The organism is Paenibacillus graminis, from assembly GCF_000758705.1.
In the GTDB taxonomy this organism is placed as follows: Bacteria; Bacillota; Bacilli; order Paenibacillales; family Paenibacillaceae; genus Paenibacillus_AQ; species Paenibacillus_AQ graminis.
In genome coordinates this window covers 6712850-6731749 of the sequence record NZ_CP009287.1, presented here as the reverse complement: position 1 = coordinate 6731749, position 18900 = coordinate 6712850, and the positions used below count along the sequence as shown (strand labels likewise).

15 protein-coding genes are annotated in these 18900 nt (G+C 54.3%); 12 read left to right on the top strand and 3 right to left on the bottom strand.

The window, feature by feature from the left end; all coding sequences use genetic code 11:
• Positions 1-166: 166 nt before the first annotated feature.
• Positions 167-2392: an MMPL family transporter gene (locus PGRAT_RS29140; protein ID WP_025705668.1), complete on the top strand. Its 2226-nt coding sequence runs from the start codon at positions 167-169 to the stop codon at positions 2390-2392.
• Positions 2393-2682: 290 nt separating this feature from the next.
• Here PGRAT_RS29140 and PGRAT_RS29135 read toward each other — a convergent pair whose 3' ends face one another.
• From PGRAT_RS29135 to PGRAT_RS29125, 3 genes are all read right to left on the bottom strand, one after another.
• Entirely contained in the window at positions 2683-2994 is a 312-nt protein-coding gene (locus PGRAT_RS29135; protein WP_025705667.1) for an antibiotic biosynthesis monooxygenase, read from the bottom strand.
• An 82-nt stretch (positions 2995-3076) separates the two neighbouring features.
• Positions 3077-3796 carry a 3-ketoacyl-ACP reductase gene (locus PGRAT_RS29130; protein WP_025705665.1) on the bottom strand — a complete coding sequence of 240 codons (720 nt, stop codon included), beginning with the start codon at positions 3794-3796 and terminating at the stop codon, positions 3077-3079.
• A gap of 117 nt (positions 3797-3913) precedes the next feature.
• On the bottom strand, positions 3914-5482 hold the full coding sequence (locus PGRAT_RS29125) for an FAD-dependent oxidoreductase (protein ID WP_244884043.1): 1569 nt from the start codon (positions 5480-5482) through the stop codon (positions 3914-3916).
• Between the two features lie 195 nt (positions 5483-5677).
• On the opposite strand from PGRAT_RS29125, the gene PGRAT_RS29120 reads away from it, so the two are divergent.
• The 11 genes from PGRAT_RS29120 (at position 5678) to PGRAT_RS29070 (ending at position 18798) form a co-directional block, all read left to right on the top strand.
• Positions 5678-6079 (top strand): Fur family transcriptional regulator, encoded by a 402-nt coding sequence (locus tag PGRAT_RS29120; protein ID WP_025704745.1) that lies wholly within the window; start codon positions 5678-5680, stop codon positions 6077-6079.
• A 506-nt stretch (positions 6080-6585) separates the two neighbouring features.
• Positions 6586-8571, top strand: a complete 1986-nt coding sequence (locus PGRAT_RS29115) for a methyl-accepting chemotaxis protein (RefSeq protein ID WP_042267585.1) — start codon at positions 6586-6588, stop codon at positions 8569-8571.
• Positions 8572-8662: 91 nt separating this feature from the next.
• A complete protein-coding gene (locus PGRAT_RS29110) occupies positions 8663-9475 on the top strand; it encodes a uroporphyrinogen-III synthase (RefSeq protein ID WP_025708615.1) in 813 nt (270 codons plus the stop codon).
• 140 nt (positions 9476-9615) lie between these two features.
• Positions 9616-10248 carry a ThuA domain-containing protein gene (locus tag PGRAT_RS29105; protein WP_025708614.1) on the top strand — a complete coding sequence of 211 codons (633 nt, stop codon included), beginning with the start codon at positions 9616-9618 and terminating at the stop codon, positions 10246-10248.
• Positions 10249-10349: 101 nt separating this feature from the next.
• Positions 10350-10697 carry a phasin family protein gene (locus PGRAT_RS29100; RefSeq protein WP_025708613.1) on the top strand — a complete coding sequence of 116 codons (348 nt, stop codon included), beginning with the start codon at positions 10350-10352 and terminating at the stop codon, positions 10695-10697.
• Entirely contained in the window at positions 10698-12368 is a 1671-nt protein-coding gene (locus PGRAT_RS29095; protein WP_042267584.1) for an ABC1 kinase family protein, read from the top strand.
• 501 nt (positions 12369-12869) lie between these two features.
• The gene (locus PGRAT_RS29090; protein WP_081954778.1) at positions 12870-14747 is read left to right on the top strand and encodes a DEAD/DEAH box helicase; all 1878 of its coding nucleotides are present in this window, start codon (positions 12870-12872) and stop codon (positions 14745-14747) included.
• Between the two features lie 313 nt (positions 14748-15060).
• Positions 15061-15987, top strand: coding sequence for a M15 family metallopeptidase (locus tag PGRAT_RS29080; RefSeq protein ID WP_025703130.1), 927 nt, complete (start codon positions 15061-15063; stop codon positions 15985-15987).
• A 715-nt stretch (positions 15988-16702) separates the two neighbouring features.
• Complete coding sequence (locus PGRAT_RS29075; protein WP_025703132.1) at positions 16703-18274, top strand: FAD-dependent oxidoreductase; 1572 nt, start codon at positions 16703-16705, stop codon at positions 18272-18274.
• Positions 18250-18420, top strand: coding sequence for a hypothetical protein (locus PGRAT_RS33580; protein ID WP_155990288.1), 171 nt, complete (start codon positions 18250-18252; stop codon positions 18418-18420). The genes PGRAT_RS29075 and PGRAT_RS33580 overlap by 25 nt, the downstream gene beginning before the upstream one ends.
• 39 nt (positions 18421-18459) lie before the next feature.
• Positions 18460-18798, top strand: a complete 339-nt coding sequence (locus tag PGRAT_RS29070; RefSeq protein ID WP_025703134.1) for a DUF3243 domain-containing protein — start codon at positions 18460-18462, stop codon at positions 18796-18798.
• Positions 18799-18900 lie beyond the last annotated feature (102 nt).

Here is an 18900-nt window from a genome sequence, read left to right as displayed (position 1 = left end):
TTCAGGTATGGTAATATTCAGCACTAACCGGAAGGCCTTGGGCATATAAACATATTGATGTTCCGATCTATTGAAAAAAAGATTTGATTAAAATTTTTAGGGTATATATGATAAGGGTATGAAAATGACCCGCGGTTCATTTTGAGCCGGAGGGTAAGAAGAGAGGATGAACGGAATGTCAGGCTACGGAAATTGGGTGGCAGGCAGCAAAACAAAATGGGTTACACTAGTCGTCTGGATAGCGGTTGTGGGAGCACTCTCCATGTTATGGCCTTCGGTGAATTCGCAGGAGATGAACAATGCATCCAACCTGCCTGAAGCTTCTCAGTCGGTGCGGGCTTCAGTCGTTGCTGAAAGGGAGTTTCCGGCTGGCAGCGGCGTCCCCGCCTTGCTCGTATGGCATAGGGAAGGCGGAATGTCCGGGGAGGATCTGGCACATATCATTGCTGTTTACAGCAAGCTTGAGCAGGAGCCATTGGCACATCAGAACTATGTTCCGCCGCTCGGGAAGCTGCCGCCGCAGGCGCTCCGGGCTTCGTTGTCGGAGGATGGCAGCACACTGGTTACACCGGTGCTGTTTGACAAGACGGCCGATAGTAACCAGCTTGGTGAAGCATTAACGGAAATGAAAAAAATAATAAATACGGAGACAGGCGGTGACCCTTCCGCAGCAAAGACGGAGAGCAATGATCTGAGCCTTCGGGTATCGGGGCCGGTAGGGATCTCTGTCGATGCGACTGGACTGTTCCAGAATGCAGATGTCTCCCTGCTGATCGCAACGGTCGTGCTGGTGCTTGTGTTCCTGCTGCTGATCTACCGCTCGCCGATTCTGGCCTTGATTCCACTGGTAGCGGTAGGTTTTGCCTATGGTGTTACCAGCCCTGTGCTCGGAAAAATGGCCCAGGAAGGCTGGATCACCGTAGACTCCCAGGCCATTTCCATTATGACTGTGCTGTTGTTCGGTGCGGGTACGGATTATTGCCTGTTCCTAATTTCCCGGTTCCGTCAGATGCTGAAGGTCGAGGAACATAAAGGACACGCATTACTGCGTGCGATCACACATTCTTCCGGTGCTATTGCCATGAGCGGATTTACAGTTGTGCTGGCGCTGTTTGCGCTGTTGCTGGCGAAATACGGTGCGTACCACCGGTTCGCCGTTCCGTTCAGCGTCTCGATTCTGATTATGGGGATTGCCAGCTTGACGCTGGTGCCTGCGCTGCTGGCGATTTTTGGCCGCACCTCCTTCTTCCCGTTTATTCCGCGTACTCCGCAGATGGAAGCCGAACGGGCCAAAGCAAAAGGCAAACCGGCACCACAGCCTAAACCTGTACGCAAAAAAGGAATCGGCGATATCGTGGTAACCCGCCCTTGGGCAATTGTAGGCATTACAGTGGTCCTTCTCGGTGTGCTCGCCTCTTTTTCCAGCGGGATCAAATTTACTTACGATATTCTCTCATCCTTTCCGGAGGATATGGAGTCGCGTGAGGGCTTTGACCTGATCGGCACCCAGTTCTCTCCCGGCGAGCTCGCTCCGGCCAAGCTGATGATTGATACGCAGGGCAAGGTGAACGGGGAGGATATCAAGGTAGTTCTCAGCAGTATTTCTTATATTGATACGGTCTCCGATCCCCAGCAGGGTGCCGTCAACAATAATATTCTCGGGTATGATGTCGAATTTAAAAGCAATCCATATTCTCTGGAGGCCATGAATCACATTCCGGCGCTTCAGGCATCCGTAGAACAGGCGCTGGCTGAATCGGGCCTGGACAATGCCAAGGACAGTGTGTGGATCAGCGGGCAGACTGCGACCCAGTATGATACCAAAGAACTCGGGGAAAGAGATACGGATCTGATTATTCCAGTCGTTATCGGGATGATAACCGTGCTGCTTCTGATCTATCTGCGCTCTGTGGTGGCGACGGTTTATCTGGTGGCAACCGTAATCCTGTCGTTCTTTTCAGCGCTTGGGCTGGGCTGGATTATTATTCATTACCTGCTGGGAGCAGACGCCATTCAGGGCGCCATTCCGCTGTATTCCTTCGTGTTCCTGGTTGCTCTGGGGGAGGATTACAACATCTTCATGATCTCGAACATCTGGAAAAAACGCAAAGTTATGCCGCTGAAGCAGGCCATTGCTGAAGGGGTAAATGAGACCGGCTCGGTCATCACCTCTGCCGGACTCATACTGGCCGGAACCTTTGCGGTGCTGGCCAGCCTGCCGATTCAAGTGCTGGTGCAGTTCGGCATTATCACCGCCATTGGGGTGCTGCTGGACACCTTCGTTGTCCGTCCTTTCCTGGTGCCGGCAATTACCGTACTCTTGGGCCGCTGGTCCTTCTGGCCGGGCAAACACCAGGAAGCCGAGCAGAAGCAGCCGGAACGTGCAGTGTGAGGGATGCACAGGAATCAAAGCAATTAACTCTTATACAAAAAAGATGGAGCGGGACCCAAAAGGTCTCGCTCCAAATATGTTCAGGCTTTACTGCGATAGGAAGAAGTTAACACACTAGTGTTATCCACAAGACCTAGTTCATAATCTCTTTGCAACGCGGAAAAACGGAACTTACTCTCAGGAGTGAAATCTGACCAAGCAGTTGCATATCTCTGACGCAGCCCAAAAAGAAACCCGAACCGGGGCCATAAATGATTCAGCCCATCCCTGTTGTTACCTGCCCACGCATATCACTTGTCAGGCGTACGGCTGACGAGCAGTTCATATTTGTCGAGCGAGGCGCCAAGAATCGCTTCATTCCCGCCTGCGCCGCGATGCGACTGACGGAAGGCGTCGCTGGAAGTCCAGCCCTTAAACGCTTCCTCATTCTCCCATACGGTGCATATTTTCAGTTCCTCTGCACCTTCTTTGGGGCTGCCGTGCCAGACCTCCATACGGACAAAGCCGGGCATATCCTGTACCCCGTTCGATGCTCCGAACCGCTGGGCTATGGCCTCGGCGTGGCCTTCCTTAATCTTGATGGTATTGGTAACTACAAGCATTCCAAAGACCTCCTTCATGCTAGAGAATCCTACCCGTACCCGTTCTGTAAGGCCGCCGCAGCGAGGAGTCGGCCTTAACCGCTTATTGCGGATTGGTTGTCCAGATACCCGCTGTTTTCAGGAAGACACGGTCAGGAAGCTTCAGGGCGGCGAGGGTCAGCTCGGCTACATCCTCAGGCTGCATCATCCGGTCCTCATCGCCAATCTTCAGGCCGGCATTCTCCGCGAGGCCGGTGTTGACAGTGCTTGGTGTGAGCGCGACCACACGGATGTTGTGCTTGCGGACTTCCTGCGCCAGCGCCTCGGTCATGCCCATCAGCGCGAACTTGGAAGCGCAGTAAGCAGAGCCGGTGGCAAAGCCCCGTTCTCCGGCTGTGGAAGAGATATTGATGATATTGCCGCTGCTCCGCTCAATCATTGCAGGCAAGGCTGCCCGGGTGACATAGTAGGTGCCAAACAGATTAATCTGCATATGGCGTTCCCAATCCGCAGGGTCCATTTCCAGAAATGTGCCGAATTTGGCGATCCCGGCATTGTTAATCAAAGCGTCGAACGCGCCGAGGTCATTCTGCAGGGAGACGACCGCCCGTTCAGCGTCCTCGCGGACAGCAATATCCGCCACCGCGATGCTCACCTTAATATCGTACACTTCAGTCAGCGCCGACTTGAGCGCCTCCAGATCGGCCGCTGTTCTGGAGATTAACCCCAGATTTGCGCCTTCCTTGGCCAGCGCCATGGCCAGAGCTTTGCCGATCCCTTTGCCGGCACCGGTGATGACAATGCTTTTTCCTCTCAAATCCATAATCTAACTTCACGCTCCTTTTTACATAGGCTTAGTAATGAGGCTGCTATTCAGTCCCATTATACCTGAGCGGGAAAAGAGAAGCACGTGAAGGGAAGGAGAACGCACCTTCCGGTCTTATTTTTCAGCTTCCAGCTTAGTCAGCGGAACGGTTGCCGGACCCTCCAGCACTTCTCCATCATATGAGAAGCGGGAGCCGTGGCAAGGGCAGTCCCAGGAGCGATCACCATCGTTCCACTCGGTTTCGCAGCCCATATGGGTGCAGGTTCTGTCCACCAGGTGCAGCTTTCCTTCGGGATCGCGGTAGGCTCCAACTCGCTTGCCGTCGTGGAAGACCACTGCCCCTTGATCCGGCTTCAGTTCTTGCGTCTTTTTATGCACAATCTCCACTTTGCCTGCAACCAATTCCTTTGCAACATTGGCGTTTTGGACAATGAAGTTTTTAACTGAAGGCCGGGATTTGAAGCGTGAAGGGTCATACAGTTCCGTATAAGGATTGTTGCGCCGCTGGATGCCGTCTGCGATCATGCGTGCTGCCAGTGTTCCGTTCGTCATACCCCATTTGCGGAAGCCGGTGGCGATATAAATTTCCTCATCCTCGGCTGTTTTGCCGATGTAAGGGACACGGTCTAGAGTAATGAGATCCTGGGTCGACCACCGGAAGGGAATGCCCCGAATGCCCAGCAGCTCTCCGGCGAACTTCTCCAGATTCTCATAATGGCCATGGGTGCAGATGCCTTGCCCCGTCTTATGGTTGTCCCCTCCGACAATGACCAGCTTCTTGCCATTCCATTCCACGGCCCGCAGCGAACGGGTGGGGTCTCCCGCACTTAGATACATTCCGCCCTCATAATCGGTTTCCGGATCAATGGCCAGGCAGTAGGAGCGCTCCGCATGCAGACGGGCAAAATACAGGGCGCCGCCGTCATAAAAAGGAAAGTGGGAAGCCGATACCGCATGCCGGCAGCTGATTTTATGTCCGCTCTGCTCCGTGTACAGTGTCAGCATGCCGCTGCCCTTGTCGACTTGTTCTCCAATCATCGTATGCTCGTAGATAACCCCGCCTTTTTCCAAAATAACATCCAGCAGTCCCTTAAGATACTGGAGCGGATGGAAACGGGCTTGTCCCTGCAGCTTAATGGCACCGCCGGCCCTCAGCGGAAGCGGAATATGGTCTTGCCACTCGCCTGGAAGCCCGATCTTGCCATAGGCCTTGAACTCATCCTCGAGCTGCCTCAGCGTCTTCTCGTCTCCCTCATCTGCATAGAGGTAGGCTGCTTCGCGTGTAAGGCCACAGGATAGTTTCAGTTCTTCAGCCGTCTGTACTATCCACTCCAGCGCCTCGTTGTTCGACTGGTAATAGAGCCGGGCTGCTTCTTCGCCGAAATATTTAACCAGATCGTTATAGATCAGGCCATGCTGTACGGTGATTTTAGCGGTTGTAAATCCGGTTGTGCCAACGAAAAGTTCTCCTGCTTCCAGCAGTGTTACCTTGTAACCCGCCTGGGTCAGCAGATAGGCAGCCGTAATCCCGGTAATTCCGCCGCCAACAATCGCCACATCTGTAGAATGGTCTTCCGCAAGGGCCGGAAAGGACGGCACTTCATTACTGGCTCTCCATAACGATTGCGGGAATTGCGGAAGGCTCTGCGGGAACTGGGGGCTGTTCATCCTGTTATCCTTCATCTTAATCTCCTCCATCTAAATTTCCTCATTCACAGAAAGACTCATTTCATTTATTACCACACTCCCCCCAAAAGAAACCCGTCAGTTACCAGTGGTGCATGAAATAGAAACAGCCAAGACACAAAGCCTTCCTCATTGACGCTGGGGTCATCTGGATTTATACTTGATCTAAAAATAAATCAGAGGATGATGAAGATGAAGACCCTGAATCTGACCTCCCAGCGTCAAGCTGTGTATGACATTGTCCGGAGTTCACATGACCACCCTACTGCAGCAGAGGTAATGAACCGGCTGGTAGAGCAAGGACACAACCTTGCTTACGGAACCGTATATAATTCTTTGCGTTATCTTTCGGACAAACAAATGATCCGTGAGCTCAAACTGGGGGAAGCCGCCAGCCGCTATGATGCCCGTCTTGATGACCATCAGCATATCCTGTGCGAGGTGTGCGGGGCAGTGGATGAGGTGATGACCCAGGTACCGCAGGAATGGACTGAACAGGTGAGCGGGGAGACGGGCTATTTAATTACCCATGCGCATGTGGTGTTTGGAGGTGTGTGCCCGAATTGCAGAAGCAAAGGGGCCAAGCAGCCCTGAACGTTCACAGGAAGTAAGGGCAAAGCCAACTTTTCCATAAATGAAGACTGCGGAGTTCAAAGTCAAACTCTATAGTCCGGAGACCATATACAGATATAAGAAAAGACCGTTTTCATAAAACGGTCTTTTTGCTGCGGTTATATGAAAATTCTCCAAAAAAGTATGAGAATACTGAAGAGTTGTTGAACAAAGGAGGTTTTTCAGGACTGATATATAATTATATACTAGTAGATCATCCGTTCTAATTCTGTGCAATCCGCTATCCATCGTTTTCACCGGCTGGGTTCAATTTTGCAGGCAGACTTTATCGATTTATCGACCAAGAAAGGATTCCGCTCGCTGGGCCTGATCCGCCTGCCCTGGATCTCCATATTTTAGCCATTTCCTATTCTAGCTCCATCCATCCCGGTTAGTAAGGTTTGATTTCACCATTTAAGATTTGTTGATCTACAAGACTGCACACAAGCTGTACTTAAGACTCAAGAAAGCGAGAGTGAGCAAAGAGAATGAAACATAAGGCTAATATAACCATCCGTATGAAGCTAATTCTTACATATCTGGTTGTCCTCCTGGTGCCAAGTAGTATCATAGGCTGGCAAACTTACGAATCGGCCAGCAGCAAAGTGGAAGGCCAGCTTCTGAATAATGCCGCTGAAAGCGTAGCCGCGGTGAACGAAATCATTAACGCGAATATGCAGTCTAAAATGAAGGATATTCAGTATTTTGCCCAGCAGGTCTCCTCCCCGGCTATCCATGGGCTGACGGCGGGAGACGGCAGTGCTGCGGTGCAGGCCAGATTGAAGGAGTATGCTGCGCTTCATCCCGATGTTCTGGATATTTATGTGGCAACCAGCCGGGCGGAGATGGTACATGCCTCGGATGCGAAACTTCCGGAAGGCTATGATCCGCGCAAGGAGAATGCTTATGTCAGTGCCCTGAAGCATGGCAAGGGGGCGGTGATCTCACCGGCCTTCCAGACAGTTAATGGCGAAACAGCAGTTGCGGTTTCCGCAGTGCTTGAAGACGGGGGCGGAGTGATCGCTCTGAACCTCAATCTGGAGGAAATTGCTAATCTAACGAACTTAAAGGTTGGAAAAGAAGGATATATTTTTTTGGTCGACAGCAGCAAAAAATTTCTCGTACATCCTATAGAACCGGTTGGACAAGAAACGTCGCTTGATTTTATTAAGAAAATGTTTGACGGAGAAAACGGTTCGTTTGATTATACCTACAACAATGCCCCCAAAAAGCTGACGTATCAGGTGAACGGGCTCACCGGTTGGAGAATCGGGGGCACAATCAGCAAAAGTGAGGTGACGGCAGCCACAAAAGGGATCCGTGATAGGGCTTTGACTGTTATCGCAGTCTCCGTGATTCTTGCACTTGTGCTGATTTATTTCAACGTGGCTTCGATCCTTAAACCCCTCACCCGGCTGCGCAAAGCTACAGAGGTCATTGCCAGTGGCGACCTGTCAGAGGATATCGGCCGCTTCCGCAGGGATGAAATCGGTTCTCTTGCCGACAATTTCCGTTCTATGGTTGCCAATCTGCGCGGCATGATTACAGGTGTGAAGGAGATGACCGGCAATGTGTCCGCTTCTGCAGAAGAACTGACTGCCGGGGCGGAGCAGACTACGAAGGCTATTGAGCACGTAACGATCGCGATTCAGGAGGTAGCGGCAGGCACAGAGCGGCAGGTGCACAGTGTGCAGAAAGGAACGGAGAGCACAGCGGCAACCGCGAGCGAAGTTGAACATATCTCCGGATTCATGGAGCAGGTGTCGGCAATGATGGAGAAGACCTCGCTGTCCGCTGCCGAGGGCAATGATTCGGTGATCCACGTGGTAGACAAAATTAACGGCATTCACGAAACAGTGGAGGAACTCAGCAGTGTAATCGGCAAGCTGAATGACCGCACAGGCCAGATTCACGGGATTGTCGGTGTAATTACGGGAATTGCCCGCCAGACCAACCTGCTGGCGCTCAATGCTTCCATCGAGGCGGCAAGAGCCGGTGAGCAGGGCAGGGGCTTCGCAGTTGTTGCTGCCGAAGTCCGCAAGCTGGCTGAGGAATCAGAGAGATCCGCGCACAGGATTGCAGATCAGATTGCTTCCATTAACACAGAGATGCAGCAGGCAACGGCGACGATGGAGGATGCCCGCAGCAAGGTGTCGGAAGGTATAATGGCGGTGGATACCACCGGGCGCTCTTTCTCCCGCATCCGCAGAGCGGTTAAAGGTGCAGCCGAGAAGATTGAAGCCATGGTGGGAGCCGTTGGCACACTGACGGCTGAGGCTGTCAGCATGAAGGCTGCGATCCATGAAATTCAAGCGATCTCTCAAGAGGCTGCCGGCAATACGGAGACGATATCGGCTGCTGCCGAGGAGCAGCTGGCTTCCGTAGAGGAGATTGCTTCCTCCTCAGCGGATCTAAGCCATCTTGCCGAGGAGCTGCAGAAGCTTGTGGGACGTTTCAAGCTGTCGGAGAAATAGGCGGGAATTGCTTTTCATCTTTTCTTTTTCCGTCCAATGCAAGTATACTGATAAACAATAAGTTTATGGGCTGATGAGGGGGAGAAAGGATATGGCAGAGCAATTGCAAGGCATTACCGTCGCCCTTGCCGGTCCGCGCAAGGCGGAAGAAATGGCCAAGCTGGTGCAGAACATGGGAGGCACGGCATTGCACCGGCCTGCCCAGGGGACGGTGTTTCTGGATGATCAGGCGCTGCGGGAAGGAATTGCTGCCTGGATTGCCCATCCGCCTGATCTGGCTATTCTGACGACAGGGATGGGTCTGGAGGCGTTGTTTGAAATGGCGGCGCAGATGGAAGTGGAGGCGCGTTTCTTGGAGATTCTCTCCGCTTCTCCGATTGCCGCGCGTGGCTACAAGACGGTTAATGCGCTGAAGAAGCGGGGACTCCAGCCTGAAGTACGCGATGATGACGGGAGTACAGCCGGGCTGCTTCGGGGTCTGAAAGAATGGGACCTGCGCGGCAAATCGGTTGTTCTTCAGCTCCATGGCGATCCTGCTCCCCAGCTGGCGGCCCGGCTGAAGGAGGCGGGGGCGACTGTCCTTCAAGTGGAGCCGTACCGCCATACGCCGCCGGAGCCTGGGGCGCTGGCCCTGCTGTATGATGAGATTACAGGAGGCAGAGTTGATGCTGTAGCCTTTACGAGCGCTCCGCAATTCCGTTTTCTGGCTCAGTATGCCAGGGAGCAGGGCAAATTGGCGGAGCTGGTGCAGGCCTTTGCACACAAGGTGCTGGCGGTTTCTGTAGGACGGATCACCTCTGAATCCCTGAAGGAGGAAGGAATAACGCGGATTGTGATGCCCGAGCATGAACGGATGGGCAGCATGTTCGTGGAACTTGGGAAATATATCGCGTCCCGCCGCTGATTGTCTGCGAAGCCAATAGAAATAGGAAGTCTCACACGCACGGATATTTGTGCCGGCAATAGACAACCTCAGCCATTTTACTTAGAATATAGGCAACTAAAAAGACAACTATAGATACAGAGAGAAGGAGGAGGTCCCCTATGGACAAGAGAAAATGTCTGCTTTTGGGCGACTATACCCACCCCCGTTTCCATCCGCTGCAGGGTGTGGACAAACAAATTAGTGAAATCCTGAATGATCTGCTGATTGTGCAGTGTTCGGAGAATAAAAAGCTGCTGCTCAGCGAGCACTTATCAGGATATGATCTGTGCATCGCATACAATGAGCTGTGGAATGAGACGGTGTCCCCCCAGCAGACTGCGGGTCTGCTGAGCTATGTGAGCGGCGGCGGCGGACTGATCGTGCTGCATACCGGAATCTCGCTGGCCAAACGCTATGAGCTGGCCCATTTGATCGGCGGCAGGTTTACCGGACATCCGCCTTATACTCCGCTGAACTTCAAGGTGCTGGAGCATGACATAACCGAGGGCATGGAAGATTTTCAGCTGGATGAGGAGCCTTACACGTTCGACTTCGATCCGTTTACGGAGAAAACGATTCTACTGGAGTATGAAGCAGATGGTGAAATGCGTCCGGCCGCCTGGTGTCACAGCTACGGGCTTGGACGGGTGGTATTTCTGATGCCAGGCCATCATGAGCCCTCCTTCACGCATCCGGCAGTTCGTCAGCTGATCCTGCGGGCGGCTACCTGGGCGGCGCGGATCCCTAGATAATCTGTAACAGTGCGGCGGCTTTGCACAGGCTTGAATTTTGTGAAATGGCCCGCAAAAGGGTATACTCTATCCATAACCGGAATCATTGGGAGGAAAGTGACATGAGTGATTTGTTCAAGAAAGCAATCTCTTTAGGAGTCGGCCTCACCATTGTCAGCAAGGAAAAGGTAGAAAAGGTAGTTGAAGATCTGGTGAAGCGGGGCGAGCTGGCCCCCTCGGAATCCAAGGCTCTCATCGACCGGCTGGTGGAGCGCGGCGAGGAAGAACGCGGAGTATTCAAATCTGCGGTTCATGAACAGGTCGAACGTGTGCTGAAGGAGCTTAAAATCCCGGTTCAGAGCGATGTTGCTGAGCTGGAAGCGCGGATTGCTGTCCTGGAGCGCCGTGTGGCGGAGCTGGAAGGAACTCCTGCTGCGGAGGAAGTCCTGCCGGAAAAGCGTACGGACTAAATGGCTGTACGTATAAGACATGCCGGGCGGTACCGGTCTATTGCCATGGCGCTGATGCGTCATGGCTTCGGCTATATGGTGGAGGAACTTGGCCTCTACCATCTGCTGTCCCTTCCGCGCCGGATGATTACCCAGGAGGTTCACGAGAGTCTGACGCTGGGGGAGCGGATACGCCGGGTACTCGAGGATTTGGGGCCAACCTTTGTGAAGCTGGGCCAATTGGCCAGTACGCGCTCCGATCTGTTGCCCGATTCGATCATTCAGGAACTGGTGAAGCTTCAGGACAGCGTCCCTCCATTCTCGGCGGAAACGGCGCGCAATATTTTGGAGCAGGAGCTTGACCAGCCGATTGATGAAATGTTCAGCTACTTTGAGAATGCCCCGCTTGCCGCAGCTTCCATTGGTCAAGTGCACCGGGCTGTACTGCACGGCGGACAGAGTGTGGCAGTCAAAATCCAGCGTCCCGGTGTGATGCGGACCATGACACGGGATCTGGAAATTTTACAGGATCTAAGCGCCCTGGCTGAGAGGAAGCTGGACTGGGCGAAGCAATACGGGCTGACCCGGATGGTAGAGGAATTCTCCCGGGCGCTGCTGGCAGAGCTGGATTATGGCCAGGAAGGGCGCAATGCGGAACGGATTGCCGGGCAGCTTACGGAGCACGATCAGGTCTATATCCCGGCGATTTATTGGGATTACAGCTCCACTCGTGTGCTGACAATGGAATATGTCAATGGCATCACATTGAACCACCGCGAGGAGCTGCTCCTCAAGGGTGTAAAGCTGAAGACGCTGGCCCAGCAGCTGGTGGAGATGATGCTGAACCAGATTTTTATTCATGGTTTCTTTCATGCTGATCCCCATCCCGGCAATGTCATGCTTCTGGATGACGGGAAACTGGCGCTGATTGATTTCGGCATGGTCGGCCGGCTCAGCGAGGAGATGAAGGACAGCCTGTCTGCGCTTGTTATTGCTCTAATGCGTAAGAATACCGATTCCATGGTGCGGGCTATTTTGCGGCTGGGTGTTATTCCCGAGGAAGCGGACCGGATGGCGCTGCATGATGATATGGACAGGCTGCGCGAGGCATACTATGATATCCCTTTCAAGCAGGTCAGCATCGGCAAAGCGCTGAATGATCTGTTCGGCATCGCCCGCAAGCACAGGCTGGTCATTCCCCCGGACCTGGCGATGCTCAGCAAGACCATGCTGACGCTGGAGGGGGTTGTCGGCAACCTCGACCCGGCCTTCAGTATTGTGCAGATGGCCGAGCCCTTCGGCAAGCGTCTGGTGAGACAGCGTTTCAGCGGCAGCCGCCTGCAGCGCAAAATTCTCGGCGGCGTAGCTGACCTCGCCGAAAGTCTGGTAGAGCTTCCGGCACAGGCGAGACAGCTGTCTGCGCTCGTTGGCAAAGGCAAGCTGAAGGTGGAGGTTGTGCTGCCTGAGCTGAAGGGCATTGAGCACAAGCTTAGCCGGGTGGGCAACCGCCTCTCGTTCAGCATTGTGCTGCTGGCCTTCAGCATTATTATGGCCGGGCTGATCATTGCCTCTTCGCTGCGGGGAGAGCCTTCTATGCTCTGGGATTTCCCGATTGTCGAAATCGGCTCCGTGATCGCCCTGCTGATGATTCTATGGCTGCTGTACTCCATATTTAAGTCAGGACGGTTCTAGCTGTAATAAATATTCTTGGAGAGTTGCACACAAACAGCGCGGGATCAAGTACAATGTAAAGGTTAACTTCTTAATCCTATAAGAAGCTTGGATATAGAGTGTAATGGAACGCAAATGGAGTGCCGTCTGAATGTCCGGTGGATCGCTGCTGCCCCTGAAACCGAACTTTGGACCGCGCATCTGCAGGGCTGAAGGGCGGCTAGTGAGACGGAAGGGCTCCGGTGACGGGGTTCTTCCGCTTTTGTTTTGAAATATAAGAATTTTAGGCTTCACGCTAATAATTATCCTTATATTTCCCGCTGAAACGGTACCGGAAAACGATACATAGTATCGCTGCTCCGGATGTTCATGCCTGCTTAAAGGGACGACAAAGCTGTTGATGCCTTAAATACGCGGCTGATGCTGCGGAAGGCAACCGTATCCTGCCTACATTACTCCAGAAACTGGATGACTATAGTGACATGAATTGAACAAATTAAAGAAAATTGTGAGGTGGAGACATTGCCGGGTTTTAAGGAACTGGGAGTATCTGAATTATTGAACGGCCTGCTTCAGGGCCAAGGGATTGCTAAGCCTACACCGGTGCAGGAGGAAGCTATTCCTCCGCTGGTGCAGGGATTGGACGTTATCGCAAGGGCCAAGACGGGAACAGGGAAGACACTGGCCTTCCTGCTGCCGATTATGGACAAGATCCGTGTGGAGCAGGCGTATCCGCAGGCGCTGATCATGGCCCCGACACGGGAGCTGGCGCTGCAGATTACCGAGGAGGCCCGCAAGCTGGCGCGTCATACCGGAGTGAAAATTCTGGCTGTGTATGGCGGTCAGGATGTGGAAAAGCAGCTGCGCAAGCTGGAAGGCGGCCGGCATCTGATTATCGGGACGCCGGGCAGATTGCTGGATCATATGCGCCGGGGAACGCTGGATCTCAGCGGGGTCAAGATGCTTGTGCTGGATGAAGCGGACCAAATGCTGCATATGGGCTTCCTGGAGGATGTGGAGACCATTATTACGGCTGTGCCTTACCGCCGCCAGACGATGCTGTTCTCCGCGACAATGCCGGACCCGATCAAGCGTCTGGCCAGCAACTACATGAAAGAGCCGCTGGATATCGTTATTAAAAGCGGTTCCCCTATCCCCCTGGACAATATCCGCCAGCAGGTTGTGGAATGCTCGGACCGCAACAAGGAAGAGGCGTTGATCGCGCTGATTGAGCGGGACCGTCCTTACCTGGCGATTATTTTCTGCCGGACGAAACGCCGGGTGTCCAAGCTGAATGAAGCGCTTCAGGCCGCAGGCTATGATTGCGACGAGCTGCACGGCGACCTGTCGCAGGGCAAACGCGAAGCGGTGATGAAACGGTTCCGCGAGGCGAAGCTGCAGCTGCTGGTGGCCACGGACGTGGCTGCCCGCGGACTGGACGTCGAGGGCATCACGCATGTCTTCAACTTTGATCTGCCGCTGGATGCGGACAGCTACATTCACCGGATCGGCCGGACCGGACGCGCAGGCGGCAAGGGGCTGGCGATCACGTTCTCTTCGCCGCGCGAACGCGCCGGGCTCGAGCTGATCGAGCACGGCATTTCCCAGCGGCTGGACCGCCGCCGGTATGAGAAGGATGAATTCGGCGTAGGCGAATTCACCTCCGTGCAGGGCGGCGGTTCGCCGCGCGGCGGACGCCAGAACGCCGCGCCGGAAGGCGCCCGCAGTGGACGCGGCGGGCGCGCCCAGGGGCGCAGCGGCGGAGCTCCGCGCGCCGAAGCCGGGGCGCGGCCGGGCGGCCGCGGCCGCGGCAAGGAAGCAGGCGGCTGGGGCGCGCCTGCGGAAGGGCGCAGCCGCAGCGCAGCGGCTGGCGGCAAGCGCAGCGACTGGGGCGCCGCTGCGCCAAGAGACGGCGGGTACGCCGGCAAAAGCGCGGCGAAGCCAAGAACGGGCGGCGGCTATGGCAGCTTCGACGCCCGCAGCGGCAGCCCGGCTGCAGGCAATGCAGCCGGAGGAAGCGCCGCCGGCCAGCGCGGCGGCAAAGGGGCCGCCGGTTCCAAAGGCGGCCCGAGCAGCGGCTACAGCGCCAACGTTTCCCGCGGCGCAGATGCCGGAGGCTTCAGCTATGGAGCCTCCAAAGGAGCGGGCTCCGGCAGCGGGTACAATCCGGGCGGCGCTCAGGCCAGCCCGAAGCATAGAGCGAATGTGGCCCGCAGCAATGATGCCGGGGGCTGGAGTCCGTCAGCACCAGCCAAGGGAGGCGGCGCACGCGGCGGCTCCAAAGGAGGCAAAGGCGGTTACGGTTCCGGCGGGCGCAGCAGCGGAGGAAATGCTTCCTCGCGTGGCGGCCGTGGCAACGGCTCCGGCGGCACGCGCGGCGGCCGCGGCTCATCCAGATAAAGGCGCTGGATTTCATTTGTGAAACTTGTTACCATAGGACGGCCAGCGCAGAGGCTGGCATTCTGTGGTAACATTTTTTTTGCCTGCGGGCAGGTCTGTTCCTGTATCTTTAAAGTTTTGAAACATTTTGGACGCAAAGCTTGTCTATAATATAACTTGAACTTCAGATTTCATAGAGTACTGCCTATAACGAATAGGGTGCGGGTGTTTCGGGTTCGCGCTGGTCAAGGAAACCGGGGCAAATTTTCCGTCTGTGCATTTATCGGCCGCTTGTCTGGAGCATTCATTAACTTTCTGGGAGGAAACATAAGATATGTCTAAGACCGCCAAAATCGTCATTTTACTCATTATTGTAATTGCTGTTGGCTGGGGGGTAGGTAAATATAACTCTCCTTCGCCTTCGGCTTCACAGGAGGAGGGAGCTTCCGCTGGCGCGGGGAATGAGCTTCAGGGACAGCCAAGCGCTGCAACGGAGCCTTCAGCCGTGGCCAGCAGCACTCCGGCGGAGTCGGACACAGCCACAGAGAGCGGGCCTTCTGCCGAGCCGGATAACTCCGGCAATGAAGCTGCTGTGAAGCCTTCACCATCGCCAACGGACAAGCCCTCTGATTCGGACAGCTCCGGTTCAACTGATCCGGAAGCAGAGCTTACCGCTGCCGAGCCAGATAGTGTGGCGGCTATGATTAATAAGCAGTATAAGCTGCCGGACGGTTATAAGCCAGCTGATCTGGTCTATCCCGATGTGCCGTTTATTTTCTCGGAAAAGATTGAAAAGCGGATGCTGCGGAAGTCTGCCGCTGATGCACTGGAGGAAATGTTCACAGGAGCGTTGAAGGATGGGGTACATCTGGCCGGGGTTTCCGGCTACCGTTCTGAGGCTACGCAGACCCGGCTGTTTAATAACTATGTCAAAAAAGACGGTGAAGAAAAAGCCCGTACCTATAGCGCCGTACCTGGACACAGCGAGCATCAGACAGGTCTGGCGATCGACCTTTCCGGCACGGATGGTAAATGCGCAGCCGAGAGCTGCTTTGCCGGAACGAAGGAAGCCAACTGGCTGGCAGCTCATGCGGCTGAGTATGGCTTCATTATCCGCTACCCGGAGGGCAAGCAGGCAATCACAGGGTATATGTATGAGCCTTGGCATGTCCGCTATGTAGGAAAGGATATTGCTGCCTCCATCGCGGAGAGGGGCATTACGCTGGAAGAGTACTATGACGCTGTTCCGGTATCTAAATAATTGGTCCGTTGAACTATGAAGCACTGCAATTCCCCGCAAGGTGGAGGGCAGTGCTTTTTTTGTTATTTAGGAGATATGATTACTTACCATTGTGGATAAGAATCTTTTAGTTTCAACTCTTCTAAAAGACGAATGCGGTCCGGAACAACGGCAAAAATGCTGTTGTCGAAGTGCTGAAGAAGCTATGTCCGGAAACGAAGAGTGGTTTGTTCTTGTAAGGTACGAGGGAATTATACAGTGCAATAAAATCCGGAATACTTGAAGGCTTCGCTGGGGCGGCTGGGTGAAATGAGAGGTATAAATACCTTTGATTTAGCCAAAAGTAGGCGGTTGGGTGAAATGAGAGGTACAAATACCTTTGATTAAACCAGAAGTAGGCGACTGGTTGAAATGAAAGGTATAAATACCTTTAATTAAGCCAGAAGTAGGCGGCTGGGTGAAATGAGAGGTATAAATACCTTTGATTTAGCCAAAAGTAGGCGGTTGGGTGAAATGAGAGGTACAAGTACCTTTGATTTAACCAGAAATAGTCTACGGTGGCTTGTTATTCTAACAAGGCCGCCGGCCCTGCGCCAGACATCGCCGGAACCTCTGTCGTTTTTTTTCTTTGGCTATCTGAAAATTTTAAGTTGTAAAATCATCTCTAAAAATTACATATAAGTAAAGGCATGAGGAATCAGTCCTTTTTTTATTCAGTTATGGAGGAGATGGTGAAATGACAAAGCAGATTCAGGCAGACGTAATCATTATCGGCGGAGGAACCGGAGGCTGTGCGGCCGCCCTTGGTGCTGCAAGGTCAGGGCGGTCGGTGGTGATGACCGAAGCCTACGAATGGATTGGCGGACAGCTCACCAGCCAGGTGGTGCCGCCTGATGAGAACCGCTGGATTGAACAGTTTGGCTGTACGGCAAGCTACCGGACTTACCGGAATGCAGTACGCGACTATTACCGCAGATTCTTCCCGCTTACGGAGCAGGCGCGCGCCCGCGCGGGGTTCAACCCCGGAAATGCCTGGGTCAGCCGTCTCTCTCACGAACCGCGTACCGCGCTGGCGGTGCTCCGGGATATGCTGGCCCCCTATGTGCACAGCGGGCGGCTGCAGATATGGACCGGATACAAGCCTGTGCGGGCCGAGACAGACGGAGATGAAGTGATTTCGGTAACGGTATGCGGGCAGGATGGAGATAAGCTGGTGCTGACAGGCAGCTATTTTTTGGATGCAACCGAGGAAGGCGATGTGCTGCCGCTTGCTGGCGTGGAGTACGTAACCGGCGCGGAATCAGTTGCCGAGACTGGGGAGAGGCACGCGCTTACGGGGCCGGCGAATCCCCGGGATATCCAGGCGTTTACGCATTGTCTGGCGCTCGACTATAACGAGGGTGAAGATTATACGATTGCCAAGCCGCGGGAATATGATTTCTGGAAGAGCTACCAGGCTGATTTCTGGCCGGCTCCACAGCTGAGCTGGACCGTTCCTTCCCCCTCAACGCTTGCGCCTGTGACCTATGTGCTTTTGCCGGAGGAGGGGGCTAACCCGCTGTTTACTTACCGGAGATTGGCGGACCGCAGTAATTTTCAGCCTGGAGCCTACAAGACGGACCTCAGCGTGGTCAACTGGCCGCAGAATGACTATTGGCTCGGACCGATTGTTGACGTTGCTCCTGAGGAAAGGCACTGCCACCTGGAGAGAGCGAAGCAGCTCAGTCTTTCCCTTTTATACTGGATGCAAACGGAGGCTCCCCGCAAAGATGGCGGTATAGGTTACCCGGGCCTTCGTCCACGGCCGGATGCGACGGGAGCGCCGCATGGACTTGCACAGGCTCCGTATATTCGTGAAGGACGCCGTATCCGCGCAGAATATACAATCCTGGAGCAGCATCTCAGCCCGGCCGACCGTCCCGGCGGCAAAGCCGAAAAATACCCGGATACTATTGGCATCGGCAGCTACCGGATTGATCTTCATCCCAGCACGGCGCTGCGGACCTTCATTGACATTCCTTCGCTGCCGTTCCAGATCCCGCTGGGGGCGCTGATTCCGATACGGGTAAACAACCTGATCGCTGCTGCCAAAAACATTGGGACCACGCATATCACCAATGGCTGCTACCGCCTGCATCCGGTGGAATGGAACATTGGAGAGGCTGCAGGCATGCTGGCGGCATTCTGTCTGGATAACGGAATTACCCCCCGCGGGGTGAGAAATTCCCCGCAACAGCTGAGCAGCTTCCAGACCCGCCTGCGTAATAACGGGTTTGAGCTGGAATGGCCGTCTATTGGTGCGGTCTAGGCCGGCATGACGAGCTGAATCTGTATTACGGGTTAGGATACCGCAGACATCACCTGCCGGGCATGCTCCGGCTGTCCGTACAGGTGTGTCTTACAGCCGAAGCCGCCGGTTCTAATGGTTCATCTCCCTGGGCCCTGGTTAAGTAGTGGGAAACCGTGAAATTTCCAGTGAAAGGGGAACTTCGGATGTCCGAACATAATCATGTGGTGAACAAGGACGGGAATGTGACGATAGCTAAGGTAAGTGAAGCCCTTGACCGGATAGATCCCGAACAAAAAGAGGTTATCCTGAAGAATTTTGAAGATTTCAGATCTTATCTAGGAAAGCGCATCCAATTGGCGCAGAAAATCGGGTTGGGCGAAGAACAGCTGGCAGCAGCGGCGGAAAAAATCGCCGACTATCTGGCCGCACATGAAGAGCCGCGCAACAGCGAGGAGAAGCTGCTGCTGGAGTTGTGGAAGGTCGGCAGCAAGGAAGAGCGCCACCGGCTGGCACATATGCTGGTCAAACTGGCCCGGAATTGAATAGAGCTGTTTTCCGCTAACGCTTATCTAAGTGCATAGGGTGGACAAAGATCCTTCTCCGGTGGCCGGGGAAGGATTTTTTGCCGTAAAGAAGGCAGAGCG